This window comes from Jonesia denitrificans DSM 20603, from assembly GCF_000024065.1.
GTDB classification, from domain to species: domain Bacteria; phylum Actinomycetota; class Actinomycetes; order Actinomycetales; family Cellulomonadaceae; genus Jonesia; species Jonesia denitrificans.
The window spans coordinates 538,127-558,790 of the sequence record NC_013174.1; the positions used below are offsets into that span (position 1 = coordinate 538,127).

Sequence of the window (20,664 nt, forward strand, 5' to 3'; positions counted from 1 at the left end):
AAACCATGTTCAATCACGAGCAGGAATCCCCACGCAATGTCCCCTCGGCACGCGGACTTGAGGGATACTCACAAGAAGTCCTCGACGAAATCGCTGAGGTTCGTCGCATCGTCTCCACGCTGCACGCCGAACTGCCCAAATGGGAACTTGTTGTGTGGACCGCAGGGAACGTGTCCCAACGCCTCAAGAGTGCTGACCTTCTCGTTATCAAACCATCCGGTGTCACCTACGACGAGCTCACGCCCGAAAAAATGGTTGTCTGTGACCTTGATGGCAACCTCGTGGACGGGGACAAAGCACCGTCCTCAGACACTGCAGCGCACGCCTACGTGTACCGCAACATGCCAGGAGTGTACGGGGTTGTGCACACGCACTCGACTTACGCCACCGCATGGGCTGCCCGTGCCGAACCCATCCCGTGTGTACTCACCATGATGGCTGACGAGTTCGGTGGTGACATCCCCGTTGGTCCCTTTGCGCTCATTGGAGATGACTCCATTGGACAAGGCATCGTCGACACCCTGCGTGAGTCACGCTCACGGGCAGTCCTCATGCGCAACCACGGACCTTTCACCATCGGGAAAGACGCCAAAGATGCAGTCAAGGCAGCCGTCATGGTGGAGGAAGTTGCCCGCACCGTCCACATCTCTCGGCAACTGGGCGAACCTGGCCGGATTGGCCAAGACGACATTGACCGACTCTTTGACCGCTACCAAAACGTGTACGGCCAGTAATCACCTCCCCACCACAAAGAAGGACACATCATGAACAACCCATTTGAGGGTAAGGAAATCTGGTTCCTCACCGGGTCCCAAGACCTCTACGGTGAGGAGACCCTCGCCCAAGTTGCTGAGCAATCCCAAGCCCTTGTTTCCCTCATTGACGGCGCTGATTCCATCCCGGTCAAGGTGGTGTGGAAACCAGTTCTTAAAGACTCCGATTCCATCCGCCGGGCCATGCTCGACGCCAATTCCGATGACTCCTGCATTGGGCTCATTGCCTGGATGCACACGTTTTCACCAGCGAAAATGTGGATCCGTGGGTTGGATGCCCTGACAGTTCCGTTGCTGCACCTGCACACCCAGGCCAACGTGGAACTGCCATGGTCAACCATTGACATGGACTTCATGAACCTCAACCAGGCCGCACATGGTGACCGCGAGTTCGCCTACATCCAGTCACGGATGAACGTGCAACGCAAAATTGTGTCCGGACACCCCAGCGACGACACTGTGCTCAGTGAGATCGCAGCGTGGAGCCGTGCGGCAGCTGGCTGGAATGAGGCCCAGTCGATGCGCGTCGCCCGGTTTGGTGACAACATGCGCAACGTTGCCGTCACGGAAGGCGACAAAACAGAAGCAGAGATTTCGCTCGGCGTGTCAGTGAACACCTGGCCCGTGAACGAACTCGTTGACGCGGTCGATGCGGTGTCGCAGTCGGACATTGACGCGCTCGTTGCCGAATATGAAGAGTTGTACGACGTCCAGGAAGAGTTGCGTCGTGGCGGTGACCGCCACGACTCACTTCGGTACGGTGCAGCTATCGAAATTGCCCTGCGTGGTTTCCTGGAAGCAGGGAAATTTGGTGCGTTCACCACGAACTTTGAAGACCTCGGCGGGCTGCGCCAGCTGCCCGGGTTAGCAGTCCAACGGCTCATGGCGGACGGGTACGGTTTTGGTGCAGAGGGTGACTGGAAAACGGCGGTGCTGGTGCGCATCGCTAAGGTGATGGGCTATGGGCTGCCGGGTGGGGCCTCCCTCATGGAGGACTACACCTATGACCTGACACCAGGAAGTGAACTGATTTTGGGTGCGCACATGCTTGAGGTGTGCCCTTCACTGACCACGGACAAGCCGCGCTTGGAAATCCACCCGCTCGGTATCGGCGGCAAGGAAGACCCGGTGCGCCTTGTGTTTACTGCTGATGCTGGCCCTGCTGTTGTGGTAGCCATGTCGGATATGCGGGAACGGTTCCGTCTGGTCGTCAACGTTGTCACCAATGTTGATGCTCCACAAGAGCTCCCCAATTTGCCGGTAGCACGAGCAGTGTGGCAACCTGAACCATCCTTCAAGGTGTCGACTCAGGCATGGTTGCTGACTGGTGCAGCCCACCATACCTGCATGGATACCGCAGCGAGCCTGGACACGTGGCTGGATTTTGCGCAGATCGCTCAGACTGAGCTTGTGGTGATCGATGAGAAGACTGAGATCCGGCAGTTCGCGCAGGAGCTTCGCTGGAACCAGGCCTACTACCGGTTGGCCCAGGGGTTCTAGTAGCCGTGTGATCAATGGTGTGCGAACCATGAGACTGCCGGTCTCGTGATGATGGGGACGTGAACAACAGTTCACGTCCCCATTGTTGTGTGCGCTGTGATGTGGGAGTGCTGCCGCGCGGTTGGTTGTGTTGACTCGTCCGCGAGTTGGGAGTGGATGAAAGTTCTTGAGTGGCGGTCACGTTTTGGTCACAGTGGTTGACAAGTATTTGTACAACGGGAAAACTAAACATGGGACGCGGGCTCACGGACACCCGTCATACCCAGACGGATGAGCGTGCCACTGCACATCACTCCACAGTGAACAATGACATCTCAAGGAGGAGATATGTCGATGAAGAAGTGGGCAGGCGTGGCAGCTGCTGCAGTATTTACCCTCGCTCTTGGCGCGTGCTCGGGAGAGGGCGCAGGTGGGGATGACGCCACAACGCCGGCAGGTGACGACTCTGCAACCAAGGTTGTTGGTGTGGCAATGCCCGAGCAAACTCTCGAGCGGTGGCAGGCTGACGCGGCCGCCGTACAGGATGGACTGACCGAGGCGGGCTACGAGGTCGAACTCCAGTTCGCGGGGAACGACATTCCCACCCAGCAAGAGCAGATCGATCAAATGATCACTAAAGGTGTCGACGTGTTGATCGTTGCGTCAATTGATGGCGCGTCCTTGTCCACCCAGCTTGATGCGGCAGCAAGTGCCAACATCCCGGTCATTGCGTACGACCGGCTCATCACCGGGACGGAAAATGTTGACTTCTACGTGACATTCGACAACTTCAACGTGGGAGTTCAGCAGGGGACCTCCCTCTTGCAGGGATTAGGAATCCTTGATGACAGCGGTGCAGACACCGGTGAGAAAGGCCCGTTCAACATCGAGATTTTCGCAGGCTCTCCTGATGACAACAACGCAACGTTCTTCTACAACGGTGCCATGAGTGTTGTTCAGCCTTACATTGACAACGGCACTCTTGTGGTGAAGTCAGGGCAAACTGACTTCGGTCAGGTTGCCACCCAAGGGTGGGACCAGGCTCGGGCGCAGTCACGGATGGATGACCTTGTGACCTCTTCGTACCAGAGTGACAAGGTTCATGGAATCCTCGCGTCCAACGACGCACTGGGCCGTGGTGCCATTACTTCGCTGCAGAGCGCTGGGTACACACTGGATGATATCCCTGTGGTGACAGGACAGGACGCCGAGCTTGCATCGACCAAGTGGATCAATGAGGGATGGCAGTACTCCACCATCTTCAAAGACACACGGAAATTGGCGGTTCAAGCAGTTGACTCTGCCAAGGCGTTGCTTGAAGGCGGACAGCCAGAGGTAAATGACACTGAAACCTATGACAACGGTGTGAAGGTTGTTCCTTCGTTCTTGTTGGAGTCCGATGTTGTCACCTCAGACAACCTCACCGAACTGCTTGTTGACTCTGGTTACTACACCCAGTCAGAGATTGATTCAGGCACGTCCGAGTAAGGCAGACGCGTTGCGTGTCTCGCCATAGACCTACAGTGCGGTGCGTGAGTGCCGGGCTGCTGCCAGTGGGTTCCTCCGCTGGCTAGGGTGGGGAAGCGTGGGCTCGTGCGAGGACATCGCGGTTGCGGTGAACTCGTAGGGGCCCATGCTCTTGTTATTGTTCTACATCGATGTAAAAATGGAGGCAGGAGACCGACGGCAGTTTCACAGAGACTGCCAATTTTTTTCCACCCCGTTCTACATCGATGTAGAACGGGCTGAAACGAAGGGCAGCCCATGGCACTGACACACCTGCCACCCGACCACACCGCGGTGCGCACCACCACAATGTCCACCACTCGACCCAGTAACCCGCTCGTGGAATGCCGAGCAGATCCCTGGGTCATTGCACATGAAGGAATGTGGTACTTCACCGGCTCCTACCCCGACTTCGACCGCATCGTTCTGCGTGGTGCATCGAATATTGCGTCACTGACAACTGCACCAGAAACCGTGATCTGGACGCGACCAGAACACGGGGACATGGGCGGCAATATTTGGGCCCCAGAACTCCACCGCATCAACAACCGGTGGTACTTCTACTTCACCGCCGGACACGCTGATAAACCTTTCCGTATCCGTATGTACGTTATGGAAGGAGTCGGAGACGACCCACTCACAGCGGTGTGGGGTGAACCGCAGCGGATCTCCTCCACATGGGACGAGTTCGCGCTCGACGCCACGACGTTCACTCATCACGGCACGCTCTACTATGTCTGGGCGCAAAGACCAATCCAACCCAAAGACACCCCCGAGTCTGAGATCATCAACTCAGACCTTTACATTGCTGCGATGAGCGACCCCTTCACGCTTGCCACCGACCCCGTCCTTCTGACTCGCCCAGAATTGGATTGGGAAACCATTGGGTACAAGGTCAACGAGGGGGCGGCTGTCCTCGTGCGCAACGGGCGGGTCTTTATTACCTACTCAGCGAGCGCAACTGACCACAATTACGCCATGGGATTGCTGTGGGCTGAGGATTCGGCAAACCTTCTTGACGCTGCGTCATGGCATAAGAGCGAAACCCCGGTATTCACGACGTGTGAAGCAACCAGTTCATACGGGCCAGGACACAACTCGTTCACCGTGGATGAGGCAGGCCGTGATGTTCTGGTGTATCACGCCCGGTCCTACCGAGAAATCGTGGGCAATCCGCTGTTTGACGCAAACCGACACGGCCGAGTGCAGTATGTGTACTGGGATGCTGACGGATTTCCCCAGTTTGGTGTTCCCGTTGGGGATGGGGTTGTGCCTGTGCGGGTCGTGTCCGAGTCCGGTGATGTCCTTGTCTACGTTCCGCGTGAAACAGGCGATGCGCCACTGGCGTGTGTGGATCGAGTGCCAGCTGGGGTGGCCACAGGGAATGCGTCAGTGATTTCTGCCTCACAGTTCCGGGTTGCGGCACAGTCGGATAGTGACGTGACTCTTATTCCCTTGTGTGCTCCTGAGGTTGCGTTGACGTTGGGCTGGGATGAGATTGACAGTGTCGTGGGGCAAGGAGCGTCGTTTCAGCCATAAAATTCTGGGCGGGCAGTACCCAACCTCGTGACTGAGCGTCATGAAACGGGGTGATGTGGATGATCGCAGCGATCCACATCACCCCGTTTTTTTGTGGGATAAAAACTGAAATGAGGTTTTCATGTCGATATTCTGCGGTGGAGGAGCCGGGTGAAGGAGTAGCGTATCCCCGGGGTTGAGTTCATTACTTGTACTCAAGGAAATTACCCATGAAGATCTGAAGATTGCCCAAAAAAATAGGTGTGACGTGCGAGAACAGATGTAGGAAAACTGCAGGGTGATTTTCTTTGTGAGGGAATCGTGATGACAGGTGCGCAGGATCAAAACGCCCATAAAGGGGTAAGCAGGTCGCAAGAGCGTCGTTATCGAAATGAAACATGTTCTTGACTTCAAGAAGTTGACTCAAGGGGTTGTGTGGGTCACTCTATAAGTGTCTGATGACGAACGCGAAGGACAGCGTGACTCCCCCGTGGGGGTAACGATCGGCAATGATGCCAGCACAACTGACGTCACTGTCGACGATCCTGTCGCAACCCCACCCATGAAACGTAGTTTCTCAAGGAGGAGAAATGATCAGCAGGAAGTTTGCTGCGATCGCAGCAGGACTCACACTGACCCTCGGTCTCGCGGCCTGTGGCGGCGAAGGCGCTGGCAGCGGAGATGACAACAACGGCGGCGCAGCAAACGGTGAACCAAGTGACCTCACCGTTGGTGTTGCCATGCCAACCCAAACCTCAGAACGCTGGATCGCTGACGGCGCAGCCGTCGAAGACAGCCTGAAGGAACTGGGCTACAACGTGGACCTCCAGTTCGCAAACGACCAGATCCCCACCCAGCAGCAACAAATCGACCAGATGGTCACCCAGGGTGTCGACGCACTTATCATCGCATCGATCGACGGAACCGCACTGTCCACCCAGCTCGACGCTGCTGGCGCTGCAGGTATCCCCGTCATCGCCTATGACCGTCTGATCAACGGAAACGAAAACGTTGACTTCTACGTGACCTTCGACAACGAGAACGTCGGTGTCCAGCAGGCCACCTCACTCCTCGTGGGTCTCGGCATTCTCAACGCTGACGGTTCCGAAGGTGACGCTGAAGGACCCTTCAACGTCGAGCTGTTCGCAGGTTCCCCAGATGACAACAACGCAACGTTCTTCTTCAACGGTGCAATGAAGACCCTTGAGCCGTACATCGAAGACGGCACACTGGTCGTCAAGTCTGGGCAGACCGACTTTGGTACCGTCGCAACCCAGCGTTGGAGCCAAGAAGAAGCCCAGAAGCGTATGGAAAACCTCCTCACCTCCACCTACCAGGGAAGTGACAAGGTTGATGGTGTTCTCTCACCATTCGACGGAATCTCCCGCGGGATCATCTCCGCACTTGAAGGTGCCGGATACTCCGGTGACGACATGCCCATCATCACCGGCCAGGACGCAGAAATCGCCTCAGTGAAACTCATCAACGATGGCGTCCAGTTTTCCACCATCTTTAAGGACACCCGTAAGCTCGCTGACCAGGCAGTGTCAGCAGCTCAGACCTACCTCGAAGGTGGAACCCCAGAGCCTAACGACACCGATAGCTACAACAACGGTGTGAAGAACGTTCCGTCGTTCCTCCTGGAATCAGACATCGTCTACAAGGACAACATCACCTCCCTCCTTGTTGACTCGGGCTACTACACCCAAGAACAAGTCGACTCAGGCCAGGCCTAAGTCACTGTGGTGGGGCCACGGACACCGTGGCCCCACCCACCCCCTGTGTACCCCCACACGTATCACCCCTCACCAACGAATGACCCACCAATGAAGGAGGGACGGGTAGCATGAGCGACCACATCCTCGAGATGCGCTCGATCACCAAGACGTTCCCCGGTGTCAAAGCCCTAGACAACGTGACTCTCAGCGTCCAACGCGGTGAGATCCACGCAATCTGCGGCGAAAACGGCGCGGGAAAGTCCACCCTGATGAAGGTGCTGTCCGGTGTCTACCCGCACGGCACCTACGACGGAGAAATCCATTTTGACGGCAAACTCTGCGAGTTCGGATCGATTAACGACTCCGAAGAGCGAGGGATTGTCATCATCCACCAAGAACTTGCTCTCGTCCCCTACCTGTCGGTTGCGGAGAACATCTTCCTCGGAAACGAGCAAAAAACTGGCGGCCTTATTGACTGGCACAAAACCAACGCGGAGGCAGCCAAACTTCTTGCCCGCGTAGGACTGTCAGAAAACCCGACGACACCGGTAGGACAGCTCGGTGTCGGAAAGCAACAGCTCATCGAGATCGCAAAGGCGTTGTCGAAGCGCGTGAAGCTCCTCATCCTGGACGAGCCCACAGCAGCACTCAACGACTCCGACTCGGCCCACCTGCTTGACCTGCTCCGCCACCTTAAAGGTCAAGGCATCACCTGCATCATGATTTCCCACAAACTCAATGAAATCATTGATATTGCAGACTCAACCACCATTATTCGTGACGGTCAGACGATCGAAACAGTGACAATGGGGCCAGAGGTTACCCAAGACCACATTATTCGTGGCATGGTTGGCCGCTCCATTGAAAACCGCTACCCCGAGCACGTCAGCACCGTCGGTGAAGAAATCTTCGCTGTTGAGAACTGGACCGTGCACCACCCCACCCAACAAGACCGCATCATCGTTGACAACGCACAGCTCAACGTGAAACGCGGCGAAATCGTGGGTATCGCGGGGCTCATGGGCGCAGGGCGCACCGAACTCGCCATGAGCGTCTTCGGCCGGTCCTACGGCTCAAAGATCACCGGAACCGTGCGCATGCACGGCAAAGACATTCACTTAAAAACCGTGTCTGATGCCATCGGCGCTGGGATCGCCTACGTCTCCGAGGACCGGAAACGCTACGGGTTGAACCTCATCCAAGACATCAAAACCAACACGACCGCTGCAGCACTGGGCAAAATCACCAAAGGCGGCTGGGTCAACGAGAACGAAGAACTCAAAGTTGCCGAGGAATACCGGCAATCACTTCGAACCAAGACCCCCAACGTGCACGCACTCGCCGGCAAACTCTCTGGTGGTAACCAACAAAAAGTGGTCCTCGCGAAATGGATGTTCACTGACCCTGAACTCCTCATCCTTGATGAGCCCACCCGCGGTATCGACGTTGGTGCAAAGTACGAGATCTACACGATCATTAACCGGCTCGCTGACGAGGGCAAAGCAGTCCTGGTCATCTCGTCGGAGTTGCCCGAACTCCTGGGAATTTGCGACCGCATCTACACGCTGTCAGCAGGGCGGATCACCGGATGCGTGCCCAGGTCTGAGGCAACACAAGAAAACCTGATGGAACTTATGACCAAGGAAAAGGACTGAGACAGATGACTGAGACAAAAGGGCTGGTCGCCCTCGTCACGCGTAATCTGCGCCAGAGCGGTATCTATATCGCGTTCGCAGCGATCATCGTTCTGTTCACCATTATGACCGACGGTGTCCTGCTGAACCCCAACAACCTGACAAACCTGGTTCTTCAGTACTCCTACATCCTCATCCTCGCGATCGGGATGGTCATGGTGATTATCGCCGGTCACATTGACCTGTCAGTAGGATCGGTGGTGGCGCTCGCTGGAGCTGTCGCTGCGGTGTTGATCCAACAGCAGGGCTGGTCGTGGTGGTCCGCCATCATCGCCGCATTGGTCGTCGGTATCATCGTGGGTGTCTGGCAAGGGTTTTGGGTCGCTTTCGTGGGGATCCCCGCGTTCATCGTGACACTTGCAGGGATGTTGCTCTTCCGTGGTCTGACACTGCTGATCCTCGACAACATCTCCATTTCGATCTACGACGAGGGCTACAAGCAGGTCGCAGGTGGATTCCTGAACGGTCTCATTGGTGGGCAAGGTTTCGACGCTTTCACTCTCCTCGTCTTCGCGATCGGTGTGGTTGGGTTCGCTGCCATGCAATGGCGTGCACGCGCCGCACGTGTCGCTTACCAGCAAGACGTTGAAGGTATGCCAGCGTTCATTGGCAAGATCGTTGCCGTTGCTGTCCTTGTGATGGCGTTCGCTTGGCAACTGGCCACTGCGCGTGGTTTGCCGATCGTCTTGATTTTGTTGGCACTGCTCATCATGATCTACACGCTGATCACCAAGCGCACCGTTTTTGGTCGTCACATCTACGCGATCGGTGGAAACCTTGCCGCCGCGCAACTGTCTGGTGTGAAGGTCAAGTGGGTCAACTTCATGATCTTCGTCAACATGGGCTTCTTGTCCGCGCTTGCCGGGGTCGTGTTCTCCTCCCGGTCAAGCTCCGCACAGCCAGCTGCTGGAACGATGTTCGAGCTTGACGCGATTGCCGCCTGCTTTATCGGTGGTGCTGCAGTGACCGGTGGTATTGGTACTGTGATCGGCGCCATGGTCGGTGGTCTCATCATGGCCGTGATGTCGAACGGTATGTCAATCCTTGGTGTGGACCAGTCCGTGCAGCAAGTGGTCAAGGGGCTCATCCTGCTTCTCGCAGTGGCCTTCGACGTGTACAACAAGCGTCGCGCGGGAACCCGCTGACGCAGAACAAGTTTCCAGCCGGTTGGCACACCGTGAGCCGCTGACCGGCTGGGATATCACCAACGACAGGCCCCTCACCATCGTGAGGGGCCTGTCGTGTTGTTCTTGGCTAGTGGGTGTTACGGGCGTGCAGCGAAGCGCTCGAGGAGCTCTGAGTGCCCGGACACAACAATCAGGTCATTGGCAGCAATGCGGGTGTCACCGGTCGCGTACACAAATTCTTGTCCGGGAGATTTCACACCAATGACAGTGACACCATACTTTTCCAGAATACGGGACTGATCGATGGTGAACCCTTGTGCTTCTTTGGGCGGACGCATCTTCACAATGGTGAAGCCGTCTTCTACCTCGATGTAGTCCAAGAGCTTCCCAGAGACCAGGTGTGCCACTCGGTTACCGGCGTCAGCTTCGGGGAACACAACGTGGTGTGCCCCGATGCGTTGAAGGATACGTCCGTGCTCGGCAGAGATCGCTTTCGCCCAAATTTGTGGGGTCCCGATGTCCACGAGGTTGCCGGTGATGAGGACCGAGGCTTCCAGTGCGGTGCCCACTCCCACGACAACAACGGAGAAGTCGCGGATTCCGATCTGGTCGAGTGCTTCGGGGTTGGTGCAGTCTGCTTCGACAACGGAGAGCCGGTCAGCGTAGTTGGCAACGAGTTGGGAGTCGCGTTCAACAGTGAGGACGTCTTGGCCCATACGGTCCAGCGTGAGGGCCAGTGAGGACCCGAATCGCCCTAGACCGATGACGAGGACACCTGCGTCCTTTTTGACGTCGGTGGTGCGCCGTCGACGGGCGACGGCTTGCGCGATGGAGGTGCCTGCTCCTCGACTTGCACTACTGGCGCGTTCGAGTGCGAGGAGGTCTTCTGGTGTGTCAGCCAACGATCGGCCTTTCCTCTGGGAGCCGGATGACGCGGCGCCGTGACCGTAAGGCGAGCGCGGCTCCAAACGTCATCGTACCGACTCGGCCCACGTACATGAGAACAACAAGAACATATTTTGCTGAGTCGGGGAGTACAGGGGTGATCCCTGTGGATAGCCCGACTGTGGCAAAGGCGGAGATGGCCTCGAACAAGATGACGTCGAGTGTCATTCCAGTGAGTTCGAGGAGCACAAGGCTGGAGATCAAAATGATGGTCGCGCCAAGGAAAGTCACGGCCACGGCAAGGCGCAGGATGTCTGGTGGGATGCGTCGGTGGAAGACATCGGTGTCACGGTCACCGCGCGCTTCAGCGACAATGGCGAGCATGAGGACTGCGAGTGTGGTTACTTTGATGCCACCGGCGGTCGAGGCGCTGCCCCCGCCAACGAACATGAAGGCGTCAGTGATCAGCCAACTGGATTCGTGCATTGCGCTCATGTCGATGGTGGAGAATCCACCTGAGCGCGGCATGATGGCGAGGAAGAGAGAGTTGAGGATTTTGTGTCCAAAATCCATGTGGCCAATGGTGTCAACGTTGCGCCATTCGGCGATGAGGAACCACACAGTGCCCACGGCAACGAGGGTCGTGGAGGTCACCACCGTTAGTTTGGTGTGCAGGGTCCACAGGCGTTTGTTTCCGCGGGCTCGGGCGAGGTTGAGGATGACGGGGAATCCGAGTGACCCGATGAACACGCCGAGCATGATGGGGCCGATGAGGAGGGGAGAGTCCCAGTGGGGGAGGAGTCCTTCGCTGGTGGGTAGGAACCCGGCGTTGTTGAACGCTGAGACAGCATAGAACACGGCGTGCCAGACTGCTTCTCTCGTGGACCCTTCAGCAGCAATGAAGTGGGGGAGCAGGAGCAGCGCAATGACGCTTTCCAGCGTGAGCGAGGTAATGACAACAACGCGGATCAGGGACCCCACTTCACCGAGTTTGGTGGTTTTGGTTTCGCTGGCGGTGAGGATTTTCGCGGTGAGACCTAGCTTCCTGGAGACGGCCAGGCCGAGGATTGAGGCGAGTGTCATGACCCCGAACCCGCCGATTTGGATCCCCAGGAGGATGGTGGCTTGCCCAAACAATGACCAGTAGGTTGCTGTGTCTACGGGGGTGAGTCCGGTGACGGACACGGCGGAGGTGGCGACGAAGAGGGCGTCGGCGAAGTCGGCGCGCTGTCCGGTTGTTGTGGCTGCTGGTAAGGACAGCAGCGCGGCGAAGGTGAGGATGACAAACCCGAAGACCATGAGTGCCAGTGGTGCAGGGTAGCGCCGTGCGATGCGGTCGGCTGATTCGCGTCCAGCCCACAAGGCGGCTGTGAACCGTGGAAACACGTGGGTCCTTTCGCGGGCTGACTTGGCGTGGGGTGGTCTTCTGTAAAAACTCTGCCATAGTTTCACGGGTTTGAGGGTGTGGGAACTTCATGGCGCGATGGTGCCCGGTGTACCGTGAAGCATGTCCATTGTCTCCCAGGTGTCCTGGTCTGCTGAGTTGCTCGCTTATGATTTTGGACCCACTCACCCCATGTCACCGTTACGGCTTGATATGACGATGCGGTTGTTGCGCGAGTTAGGGGTAGTTACTGGCCCAATGGTGCGGTTGGTGGGAAGCGGTGTTGCGGGTCGTGACCTGTTGGAGATTGTCCATGAACCTGCCTACGTTGATGCGGTGATTGATGCGTCACGTGGCGGTGTGGTGGATGAGGTACGCGGGTTGGGTACGGACGACACCCCGGGGTTTGCGTTGATGCATGAGGCGGCTGCCCGGATGACGCAGGCAACGGTTGATGCGGCGGATGCGGTGTGGCGGGGTGATGCGTTGCATGCGGTGAATTTGTCGGGTGGTATGCATCATGCGATGCCAGGTGCTGCGTCGGGGTTTTGTGTGTACAACGATGCTGCTGTGGCGATTCGTCGCCTGTTGGATCAGGGTGCTTCCCGGGTTATGTATGTGGATGTGGATGCGCACCATGGGGATGGTGTGGAGGCTGTGTTTTGGGATGATCCACGGGTGTTGACGGTCTCGATTCACCAAAGTGGGGCGACGTTGTTTCCGGGGACGGGGTTTGCCACTGATGTGGGGGGACCGCGGGCACTGGGGACAGCGGTGAATGTGGCGCTACCGCCGCGCACGGGGTCGGCGCAGTGGTTGCGGGCGTTGGATGCGGTGCTACCTGAGGTGGCTCGGGCTTTCGGTCCTGATGTGATTTTTTCTCAGCATGGGTGTGATGCGCATGCTCTTGATGTGCTCTCTGATTTGAGGGTAAGTGTTGCTGCGCAGCGGCGCGCCGCGATGATGATTCATGATCTGGCGCATGAGTTATGTCAGGGGCGCTGGGTTGCGCTGGGTGGGGGCGGGTATTCGGTTATTGATGTGGTTCCGTTGGTGTGGGCGCATGTGGTGGCTATCGCTAGCCATGTGCCGTTGGAGTGCGACCAGCCCACTCCACCTCAGTGGCGTGCCTTTATTGAGGTGATGCTGGACCATGAGCCCCCGTTGACGTTGGGCGATGGCGGGGAAAGTGACCAGTTCACTGCGTGGAGCGCGGGGTGGGATCCGGCTGATGAGGTTGATCGGGCGATCCGGGCGACTCGGTTGGCTGTTTTTCCTCACGTGGGTGTGGACACGTCGTTGGATCTATGACTGTCCTGGAGCGTGGTGGATGGGGTGGGTGTGGCGCGGGACACGGCCAACCTCACAGTGCGTCCATGTGGACAAGCACGGCGAACAAAAACTACAGTTGTGAGTTATCTGTGGTCAACCCTCGCTACATCTCGCGGTAAGATAGTAGACGGACTTTTCCACGTAGAGACATGAATCCAACGACTGTGAGGAACCACTATGGGCTCCGTCATTAAGAAGCGCCGCAAGCGCATGGCGAAGAAGAAGCACCGTAAACTGCTTCGTAAGACGCGTCACCAGCGTCGTAACAAGAAGTGATGCGCTTGGTTTCCTAAGCGTCCTCCAGGGTCTCTAGCATGTGCTAGGGGCCCTGTTGCGTTACTGCGGCGGCCCGATCGCGTAGAGTGTGATAAAGCGCGAGGTTGAGTGCTTTCCATCGTTGAAGAAGTAAGGGGTGCGTGACGGTCATGGCAGTCACCATGCAGGATGTTGCCCGGGCCGCGGGTGTGTCAGTGAAAACGGTGTCAAACGTGGTCAACGGTTACCCTTACATCCGCGACACCACAAAAGAAAAAGTGCTCAGCGCCATCGCGGATCTCGGCTACCAGATGAACGCCACCGCACGGTCACTGCGCTCAGGAAAAACCGGCATGATCGGCCTTGCCGTCCCTGAACTGTCACTTCCCTACTTCGCCCAACTCGCCGACGCCGTCATCCAACACGCCGAAGCACGCGGCCTGACCGTCCTCATCGAACAGACAGGCGCCGACCCCGCCCGCGAACGTGAAGCACTCCACGGCCACCGTCGACAACTCACCGACGGTCTCATCATGTCCCCCCTCGCGCTTGGCCCAGACGACGTCGACACCTTCACCGTCCGTTACCCTCTCGTCCTCCTGGGAGAACGTGTCTTCAACGCGAACGCAGACCACGTCACCATGCACAACGTCGAAGGCGCACGAGCCGCCACCAGCCACCTCATCACGCAAGGATGCCAGCGCATCGCCGTGATCGGGGCCCACGAAGGTGAAGTGATGGGGTCTGCGAAGCTCCGGACCGAGGGATATCTTCAGGCGCTCGCAGACCACGGGATCGACGCCGATCCGACGTTGATCCGGGAGGCAGGGCTGTGGCACCGATCAACCGGGGCCCAAGCCCTGTTCCAGTTACTTGACGACGGTGTGGAGTTTGACGGGATCTTCGCTCTCAACGACGCAATGGCATTGGGGGCGCTGTACGCGCTCCACACGCGCCGTGTTGCAGTGCCTGATCAGGTCAAAGTCATCGGGTTCGATGACATTGACGATGCGCGCTACTCGTTTCCTCCGCTGTCATCGGTTGATCCGGGGCGTGACCACATTGCCAGGACCGCCGTGGATCTCCTGCACGAACGCATTGAGCAACCAACGGATGACCACACCCCACAGAAAATCATTGCTGACTACACGATCATTGCCCGCGCCTCATCAGGGGGCGACGGAACCACCCTGGTCACTGCGTGAGGTGATCCGTGCTGAACGTTCCGCATCAGCGTTGGTGAGGAGCGCATCGTCAGGTGGGAAACCCGGTGCCAGCCGACGATCCAGTGAGGACCCCGCCATCACCGCAGGCAACGCGACCGGAACAACCCATCCTGCGAGGACCACGGCCAACGGAAACTGCCAGGTCAGCATCATGAAAGCGGTGAGGACAAGCAGGATAGCGGCCGATGTGCCCACGAATGTCAATGGAGCGAGCAGAACAAAACGCCACGTCGCGGCAAACGTGTCCCGATACCGTAACTCCGTAGCCAAAAAGAAACTGAACGCCACCGCAGAAAGCGCTGTGACCACAAGAAACGGGATGAGGAAAAATGTGGCGGTCTGAAGATCGTTGAGCTGCGCCACCCGGAACGCCCACAAGTCCGCAACACTAAGCACAACAACCACACCAAAAGGCCAGCCGCGGCGGTGAGCACTCGCCCACGAATGCTGCCACCACAGCCAAAAGTCGCGCCACAGAGCATCTGAAGGTGACCCCAAAAAGAGCGCTGTCACAAGACGCGCAGCGCTCACCGATGCCGGAAGAACACCTAGGACCACGCCTCCAGCAAGGGTCCCAAGGAGCCACAACACGTTGATGAGAACAAGCTGAGTGGCCACGTTGAGGAATACCATGACACGCTGTGCCCAGCCCATGGGGGCCTCCTATTCTTTGTGGACACCCGCCGGTGGGGCATTGACCGTCAGGTCACGCCCCACCGGCACGTGCACCAGCTACGCGTCCGTGCGAGGTTGTCGGAACCCGCTGACATGAACGGGTACTCCGTCCACCTCACGGTACCCGGCAAACCCCACAGACACATCGCCTGATGGCGTGGTGACCGGGAACGTGACATACTCTGTCAGCGCCAGGACAGGGCCAAGCCCGAGACTGGACACATCCACGGTGACTGAGTCGACCACCGGTGCCTGACGCAAGTGGTCCGGGAACCCATGAGGTATGGTCACAGGCACGGTGCGAGCAGGGTGGGACAAATCCAGCACTTCCCATGTGCCTGACTCCTCAGGTCCTGTGCCACCACGAGCAACGGTTCGAGGTTCACCGTGATACGGCAACGGCGAGACCACTGGCCACCCGGACGGTACGAAGAGCAAGCGGCGGATCTGCGCTTCATGCTCACCGGGGAACTCGGCGAACCGGGTGTGGTGGACTAAGAACTCTGAGCCATCATCATCACGAAAGACACTGCAATGCCCAGGAGCAATCACTGTGGGAAGCCCGGGGAAGTGATGGCCAACCACGAGGCGGGTTCCCACCTGAGTGGGGTCCAATGTTGCGGTGTCGTCCATCAGACGCCGGTCCAAAAGCCTGTTTCCGGCACGATCACGAAACGGTCCGAGCGCGCGGTCGGCTTGCGCGACCCGCACATCGTAGGCGTTGAACAGCGAATCGAACGAGACAAACAGGGTCACCTGGCCGCGTGAGGCGGGGTCACCAGCTCGCAGGAATGGTCCTTCAACCGCACCCTCAACCACACGAGGGCGAGCAACGATGCGCTCCCCGACTGCCCCCGGGTAGCGTGGGTGGCCTGTGACCGGGTCAAGTTCGAGCACATACAGACCCGAGAAAAAGGAACCATAGGCGAGCCAGGGAACACTGTTGCTATCCCACATCACGCACGCATCAATAGCGTTGTGGGAAGAATACTCGTGGTCGGTAGCGACGACGACACCGTCATCGTGCCATGGACCGTGGGGGGTAGGTGCAGAGGCCATCCCGATTGCGGAGGTGCGCGATCCAAACGATGACGCCGACCAATACATCCGCCACGCAGAATCGGTTCCTTCAGCGCCGCGCCACCGGACAAGGTCAGGAGCCCAAAGCCCTTGAGCTTGCGTGTGGTGGCGGGCACTGGCAGGGATTCCGTTGAACGCTGTTCCCGCCCACTTCCAGGTCACTAAATCATCGGAAACCCGCACATGAACTCCTGCGGGTGCTGCACCTTGTGAACACGCGTCTGTGGACACCATGACGTAGCGACCTTCGTCGTCACGAACAACTGTGGGGTCGTGCGCATGGCGCAGACCCCACAGTGTTGGATCCACTGACACGGACACACCCTCTCGGAGCGCCGGTTCAGTCATGAGTTTCCTTATCCCTTCGATCCGGTCAACGCGATGGATTCGATGATCTGGCGTTGGAAGATCAAGAAGATCAGCAAGACAGGGATGAGAGCAACAAAGGACGCAGCCATAATCAGCGGATAGTCCGTTTGGATGGCGTACTGTGCGTTAAACGAGGCAATCACCAACTGCAAGGTCTGTTTCTCTGGGGTGTTCAAGTAGATGATTGGAGCGAGATAGTCATTCCAAATCGCCATGAACCACAAGATGAACTGTGCAGCGATCGCCGGGCGGATGAGCGGAACCACCATGCGGCCAAATGTTTGCAAGTACCCGGCACCGTCAATTTTTGCTGCTTCAAGCATGGAGTCAGGAACTGATGTCAAGTATTGCCGCAGGAAGAAGATCATCATGATGTTCCCGAATATCCCTGGCACGATCAGGGGGAGAAGGGTGTCTACCCACCCCCACTGCGAGAACATGACGAACTGCGGGATCATTAACGTGGGGTAGGGGATCATGAGCCCCGACAACAGGATGAGGAAGAACCCGTCACGGAAGGGAACACGCATTTTCGCGAAAGCGTAGGCGGCCAGTGCGGAGAAGATGGTTCCCACAATGGTCACAGACCCTGCGACAATGAGTGAGTTTTTGATACCTGACAACAATGGACCGGCAGTCCAAATGCGGACGTAGTTTTCCCAGACGAATGGGTCTGGAATCCACTGAGGGGGTAACGCAAACACGCCTTCACGTGTTTTCAGCGATGTGGACAATGTCCATAGCAGTGGTGCAATCATGATGATTCCACCAATGGACAACACGATTCCAACAATGATGTTACCCAGTCGTTGTTTGCCCGCCGATGATGACGGACCAAAACCTTGACCGCGGGTAATCAGTGAACCCTTACCCAGTTGTGGAAGTTTCGAAGAAGGAGCCTTGATCGGGTCGAGGCCCTGAGATGGTGTCTCAACAGTAGTCATTGGGGGCCTCACTCGATGGAGAAGGAGTTACGGGCGTTCATGCGGAACTGAATCGCCGTGACGACAAAGATAATCAGGCCAAGGATGATGGACATCGCAGCGGCGTAACCCATTTGCAGGTTGTCGAACGCTTTTTGCCAGATGTACCACACCATTGTTGCTGAGCTGAACTCTGGACCACCCGTGGGTGTCATAATGTTCACCTCGATAAACACCTGTGAACCGCCAATAATGGAGGTGACCACCAAGAAGAAGGTGACTGGGCGAACCATAGGGAGCGTAATGGCAAAGAACTTACGAACCGCCCCCGCGCCATCCAGCGACGCTGCCTCATACAGTGAGGCTGGAACGGACTGAATGGCAGCAAGATACAACAGCATGGAATAGCCAAGGCCCTTCCACACAGTCATCATGATGATCGCTGGTTTCACTGTTGCTGTGTTCTGCAACCAGTTCGGCCCGTCAATACCGATGAGATCCAGGGTTTGGTTGATCAACCCAAAGTCCCCGTTAAATGCCCACTGCCACATGATGGCAATAGCGGCAAGCGACGAAATAACCGGAATGTAGTACACGGTGCGGAAGAACGTTGTTCCCCGCATCTTTCGGTTCATCGCCAAGGCAAGGAGAAGCGACAACACCAACCCGATCGGAATGCCAATCATGAGGAAAAAGGTGTTGAACATGGCCTTGTGGAAATACTCGTCGGCGAAGATTCGCTGATAGTTTTCCAGCCCAACAAAGTGCATGGGGCCAAGACCATTCCAGTTCGTCATCGACGCATAGATCGAGAAGAACAATGGGTACACCGTAAACAGTGAAAACCCGATGAGTGGGACTGCAATGAAGGCCAAACCAATTTTGCGTTCCCGGGCGTGAAGCCGTGAGGTGCCCGCTGACGTCCGCGATTTTTTCGGTGTCGGTTCGGTCACCGCAGGATTCGTGGCCACGTCGTTGAGTGCCATCGCTATCTCCCTGAAAGGTGGAGGGGAGGGGGCGTGGTACACCCCCTCCCAGGTGATCAGTTACCGCCGCCGGCGAGTGCTGCGTCAGCGTTCGCCTGGTCCAAGAGCGCCTGCATCTTGGGCTGGGCTTCCTTCACATACTCAGCAGCTGTTTTCTTGCCGTCAATGACAGGCTGAATGTTGGTGAAGAGCTCGTCATACCATTCACCGTTGTAGGTGCGGTTGGCGGGCAGTGCGCGGCCGTATTCAAGCACGATGTCCAGGAATTCTTGACGGTTGGCTGGTTCAGCGTTCTCTTCAGCTGCCCATTCTGCTGCCATGTCAATGAGGTTGGGGATCTGGATGTTCGCATCGACAAGCGCTTTTTGGCCGGTTGGGTCAGCGGTCAAGTACAGCAGTAGGTCGACCGCTTCTTCAGGGTGCTTTGTTGTGGCGGATGCGGCAATACCAAGGGTTCCAATCCAGGTAGCAGGTTCACCGGTCTTGCCAACGGGATAAGGAATGAGGTCGTAGTCGAAGTCGAGTTCGTTGTAGGTGGACACGTCCCATGGGCCAACGGGGAAGAATCCGATCTCGCCCTTCATCCAGCGCTGGTAGGTGTCAAGTGTTTGAGCTTGTGCGGTCGACGGGGTGACTTTGTGTTTTTGTTCAACATCAGCCATGAATTGGAGTGCTTCAGCGAACTCTGGGGTGTCGACAGTGACTGTTTTGCCGTCTTCTGAGAGCCAGTCTCCACCGTTGGACCAGACGAACGCTTGCAAGCTCCAGTTGATGTTCAGACCGGTACCCCACTGGTCAAGTTCACCGTCGCCATCGGTGTCTTTGGTCAGTTTCTTGGCAACGTCCAACCATTCCTCAAAGGTGTAGGGCTCGTCTGGGTCAGGAATAGGGATTCCTGCCTCTTCGAACATGGTCTTGTTGTAGCCCATGGCGAAGGGGCCAACGTCTTTAGGCATGGCGTAGATCGCGCCTTGGCCCTGAACAGAGCCGTCGTACCGGTAGGAGTCAACTCCGTACTGCCAGATGTTGTTGAAGTCAACGATCTCGGACTTTTCAACGTGCTCGGTGATGTCCATGACGACGCCGGAGTTGGCGAACCCTTGAACCTCGCCTGGAGCAATGTAGAAGACATCAGGGACTTGGCGTCCTGTGATCGCTGCTTTGAGCTTGGTGGAGTATTCGTCAGCGGTGGTGACGATGATGTCGACCTCGACGCCGGTTGCCTCTTCGTAGGTGGCAACAACTTCTTCGTAGGCTTTCTTTTCGTCCTCGCCGCCACGGAACATGAAGGTGAGTTTCTTGGTTCCGTCGTCGTCGCCGGAACCGCCGCTGCATGCGGTTAATGCTAGTGATGCGGTGAGCAGGACGGCGCCTGCCTGGATAAAGCGTGACTTCTTCATCACGGTTCCTCTCTGGAAGTGGTGCATATCCGGACAGTGCGCGGACCGGGGTGGGGTGACTTTCAGAATATGTGGTGTCACATGTTCTTCCCGCGACTGTCGTGAATCGTCGTCGATTCACTTGTTCTACATCGATGTAAATAACCTTGCACCACAAGCTCGATGGCGTCAAGAGTGTGACGGAAACAATTTTACATCGATGGAGAATTGTGACCGTTCCTTGATCTCGATCGGTGTTGACGTGCCCCCGGGGTGGCTGGGTAGACTCCTTTACAACGATGTAGAAATGGGTTGAGGACAAGAACACGCGCCGCAATCCCACTGATAATCAGCA

At 57.2% G+C, this 20,664-nt stretch carries 17 protein-coding genes; 10 read left to right on the forward strand and 7 right to left on the reverse strand.

The features are described from left to right. The first annotated feature begins 5 nt into the window (after nucleotides 1-5). From JDEN_RS02475 to mmsB, 7 genes are all read left to right on the forward strand, one after another. Complete coding sequence (locus JDEN_RS02475) at nucleotides 6-734, forward strand: L-ribulose-5-phosphate 4-epimerase (protein WP_015770790.1); 729 nt, start codon at nucleotides 6-8, stop codon at nucleotides 732-734. A gap of 30 nt (nucleotides 735-764) precedes the next feature. Beyond that, the gene (gene araA / locus JDEN_RS02480; protein WP_015770791.1) at nucleotides 765-2,273 is read left to right on the forward strand and encodes an L-arabinose isomerase; all 1,509 of its coding nucleotides are present in this window, start codon (nucleotides 765-767) and stop codon (nucleotides 2,271-2,273) included. A 327-nt stretch (nucleotides 2,274-2,600) separates the two neighbouring features. Then, nucleotides 2,601-3,740, forward strand: a complete 1,140-nt coding sequence (chvE, locus tag JDEN_RS02485; protein WP_015770792.1) for a multiple monosaccharide ABC transporter substrate-binding protein — start codon at nucleotides 2,601-2,603, stop codon at nucleotides 3,738-3,740. Between the two features lie 276 nt (nucleotides 3,741-4,016). After that, nucleotides 4,017-5,297, forward strand: coding sequence for a glycoside hydrolase family 43 protein (locus JDEN_RS02490; RefSeq protein WP_015770794.1), 1,281 nt, complete (start codon nucleotides 4,017-4,019; stop codon nucleotides 5,295-5,297). 569 nt (nucleotides 5,298-5,866) lie between these two features. After that, the gene (chvE, locus tag JDEN_RS02495) at nucleotides 5,867-7,012 is read left to right on the forward strand and encodes a multiple monosaccharide ABC transporter substrate-binding protein (RefSeq protein WP_015770795.1); all 1,146 of its coding nucleotides are present in this window, start codon (nucleotides 5,867-5,869) and stop codon (nucleotides 7,010-7,012) included. 110 nt (nucleotides 7,013-7,122) lie between these two features. Next, nucleotides 7,123-8,649 carry a multiple monosaccharide ABC transporter ATP-binding protein gene (gene mmsA, locus JDEN_RS02500; RefSeq protein ID WP_015770796.1) on the forward strand — a complete coding sequence of 509 codons (1,527 nt, stop codon included), beginning with the start codon at nucleotides 7,123-7,125 and terminating at the stop codon, nucleotides 8,647-8,649. Nucleotides 8,650-8,654: 5 nt separating this feature from the next. Further along, on the forward strand, nucleotides 8,655-9,833 hold the full coding sequence (gene mmsB / locus JDEN_RS02505) for a multiple monosaccharide ABC transporter permease (RefSeq protein ID WP_015770797.1): 1,179 nt from the start codon (nucleotides 8,655-8,657) through the stop codon (nucleotides 9,831-9,833). A gap of 119 nt (nucleotides 9,834-9,952) precedes the next feature. On the opposite strand, the gene JDEN_RS02510 is transcribed toward mmsB, so the two are convergent. Further along, complete coding sequence (locus tag JDEN_RS02510) at nucleotides 9,953-10,645, reverse strand: potassium channel family protein (protein WP_049754504.1); 693 nt, start codon at nucleotides 10,643-10,645, stop codon at nucleotides 9,953-9,955. A gap of 64 nt (nucleotides 10,646-10,709) precedes the next feature. Further along, on the reverse strand, nucleotides 10,710-12,086 hold the full coding sequence (locus JDEN_RS02515; RefSeq protein WP_015770799.1) for a TrkH family potassium uptake protein: 1,377 nt from the start codon (nucleotides 12,084-12,086) through the stop codon (nucleotides 10,710-10,712). Nucleotides 12,087-12,207: 121 nt separating this feature from the next. Between JDEN_RS02515 and JDEN_RS02520 the strand changes: the two genes are divergently transcribed. From JDEN_RS02520 to JDEN_RS02525, 3 genes are all read left to right on the forward strand, one after another. Continuing rightward, nucleotides 12,208-13,395 (forward strand): acetoin utilization protein AcuC, encoded by a 1,188-nt coding sequence (locus tag JDEN_RS02520; RefSeq protein WP_015770800.1) that lies wholly within the window; start codon nucleotides 12,208-12,210, stop codon nucleotides 13,393-13,395. 198 nt (nucleotides 13,396-13,593) lie between these two features. Further along, nucleotides 13,594-13,692, forward strand: coding sequence for a 30S ribosomal protein bS22 (locus JDEN_RS13345; RefSeq protein ID WP_003792170.1), 99 nt, complete (start codon nucleotides 13,594-13,596; stop codon nucleotides 13,690-13,692). A 149-nt stretch (nucleotides 13,693-13,841) separates the two neighbouring features. Beyond that, complete coding sequence (locus JDEN_RS02525) at nucleotides 13,842-14,876, forward strand: LacI family DNA-binding transcriptional regulator (protein ID WP_041287792.1); 1,035 nt, start codon at nucleotides 13,842-13,844, stop codon at nucleotides 14,874-14,876. Here the strand turns inward: JDEN_RS02525 and JDEN_RS02530 are convergent. From JDEN_RS02530 to JDEN_RS02550, 5 genes are all read right to left on the reverse strand, one after another. After that, nucleotides 14,841-15,551: a YesL family protein gene (locus tag JDEN_RS02530; RefSeq protein ID WP_015770802.1), complete on the reverse strand. Its 711-nt coding sequence runs from the start codon at nucleotides 15,549-15,551 to the stop codon at nucleotides 14,841-14,843. The genes JDEN_RS02525 and JDEN_RS02530 overlap by 36 nt on opposite strands. Nucleotides 15,552-15,629: 78 nt before the next feature. Continuing rightward, entirely contained in the window at nucleotides 15,630-17,000 is a 1,371-nt protein-coding gene (locus JDEN_RS02535) for an arabinan endo-1,5-alpha-L-arabinosidase (protein ID WP_015770803.1), read from the reverse strand. Between the two features lie 8 nt (nucleotides 17,001-17,008). Further along, nucleotides 17,009-17,965: a carbohydrate ABC transporter permease gene (locus JDEN_RS02540; RefSeq protein WP_015770804.1), complete on the reverse strand. Its 957-nt coding sequence runs from the start codon at nucleotides 17,963-17,965 to the stop codon at nucleotides 17,009-17,011. 8 nt (nucleotides 17,966-17,973) lie between these two features. Further along, nucleotides 17,974-18,930, reverse strand: a complete 957-nt coding sequence (locus JDEN_RS02545) for a carbohydrate ABC transporter permease (protein ID WP_015770805.1) — start codon at nucleotides 18,928-18,930, stop codon at nucleotides 17,974-17,976. A gap of 56 nt (nucleotides 18,931-18,986) precedes the next feature. Beyond that, nucleotides 18,987-20,330 (reverse strand): ABC transporter substrate-binding protein, encoded by a 1,344-nt coding sequence (locus JDEN_RS02550; protein WP_015770806.1) that lies wholly within the window; start codon nucleotides 20,328-20,330, stop codon nucleotides 18,987-18,989. Nucleotides 20,331-20,664 lie beyond the last annotated feature (334 nt).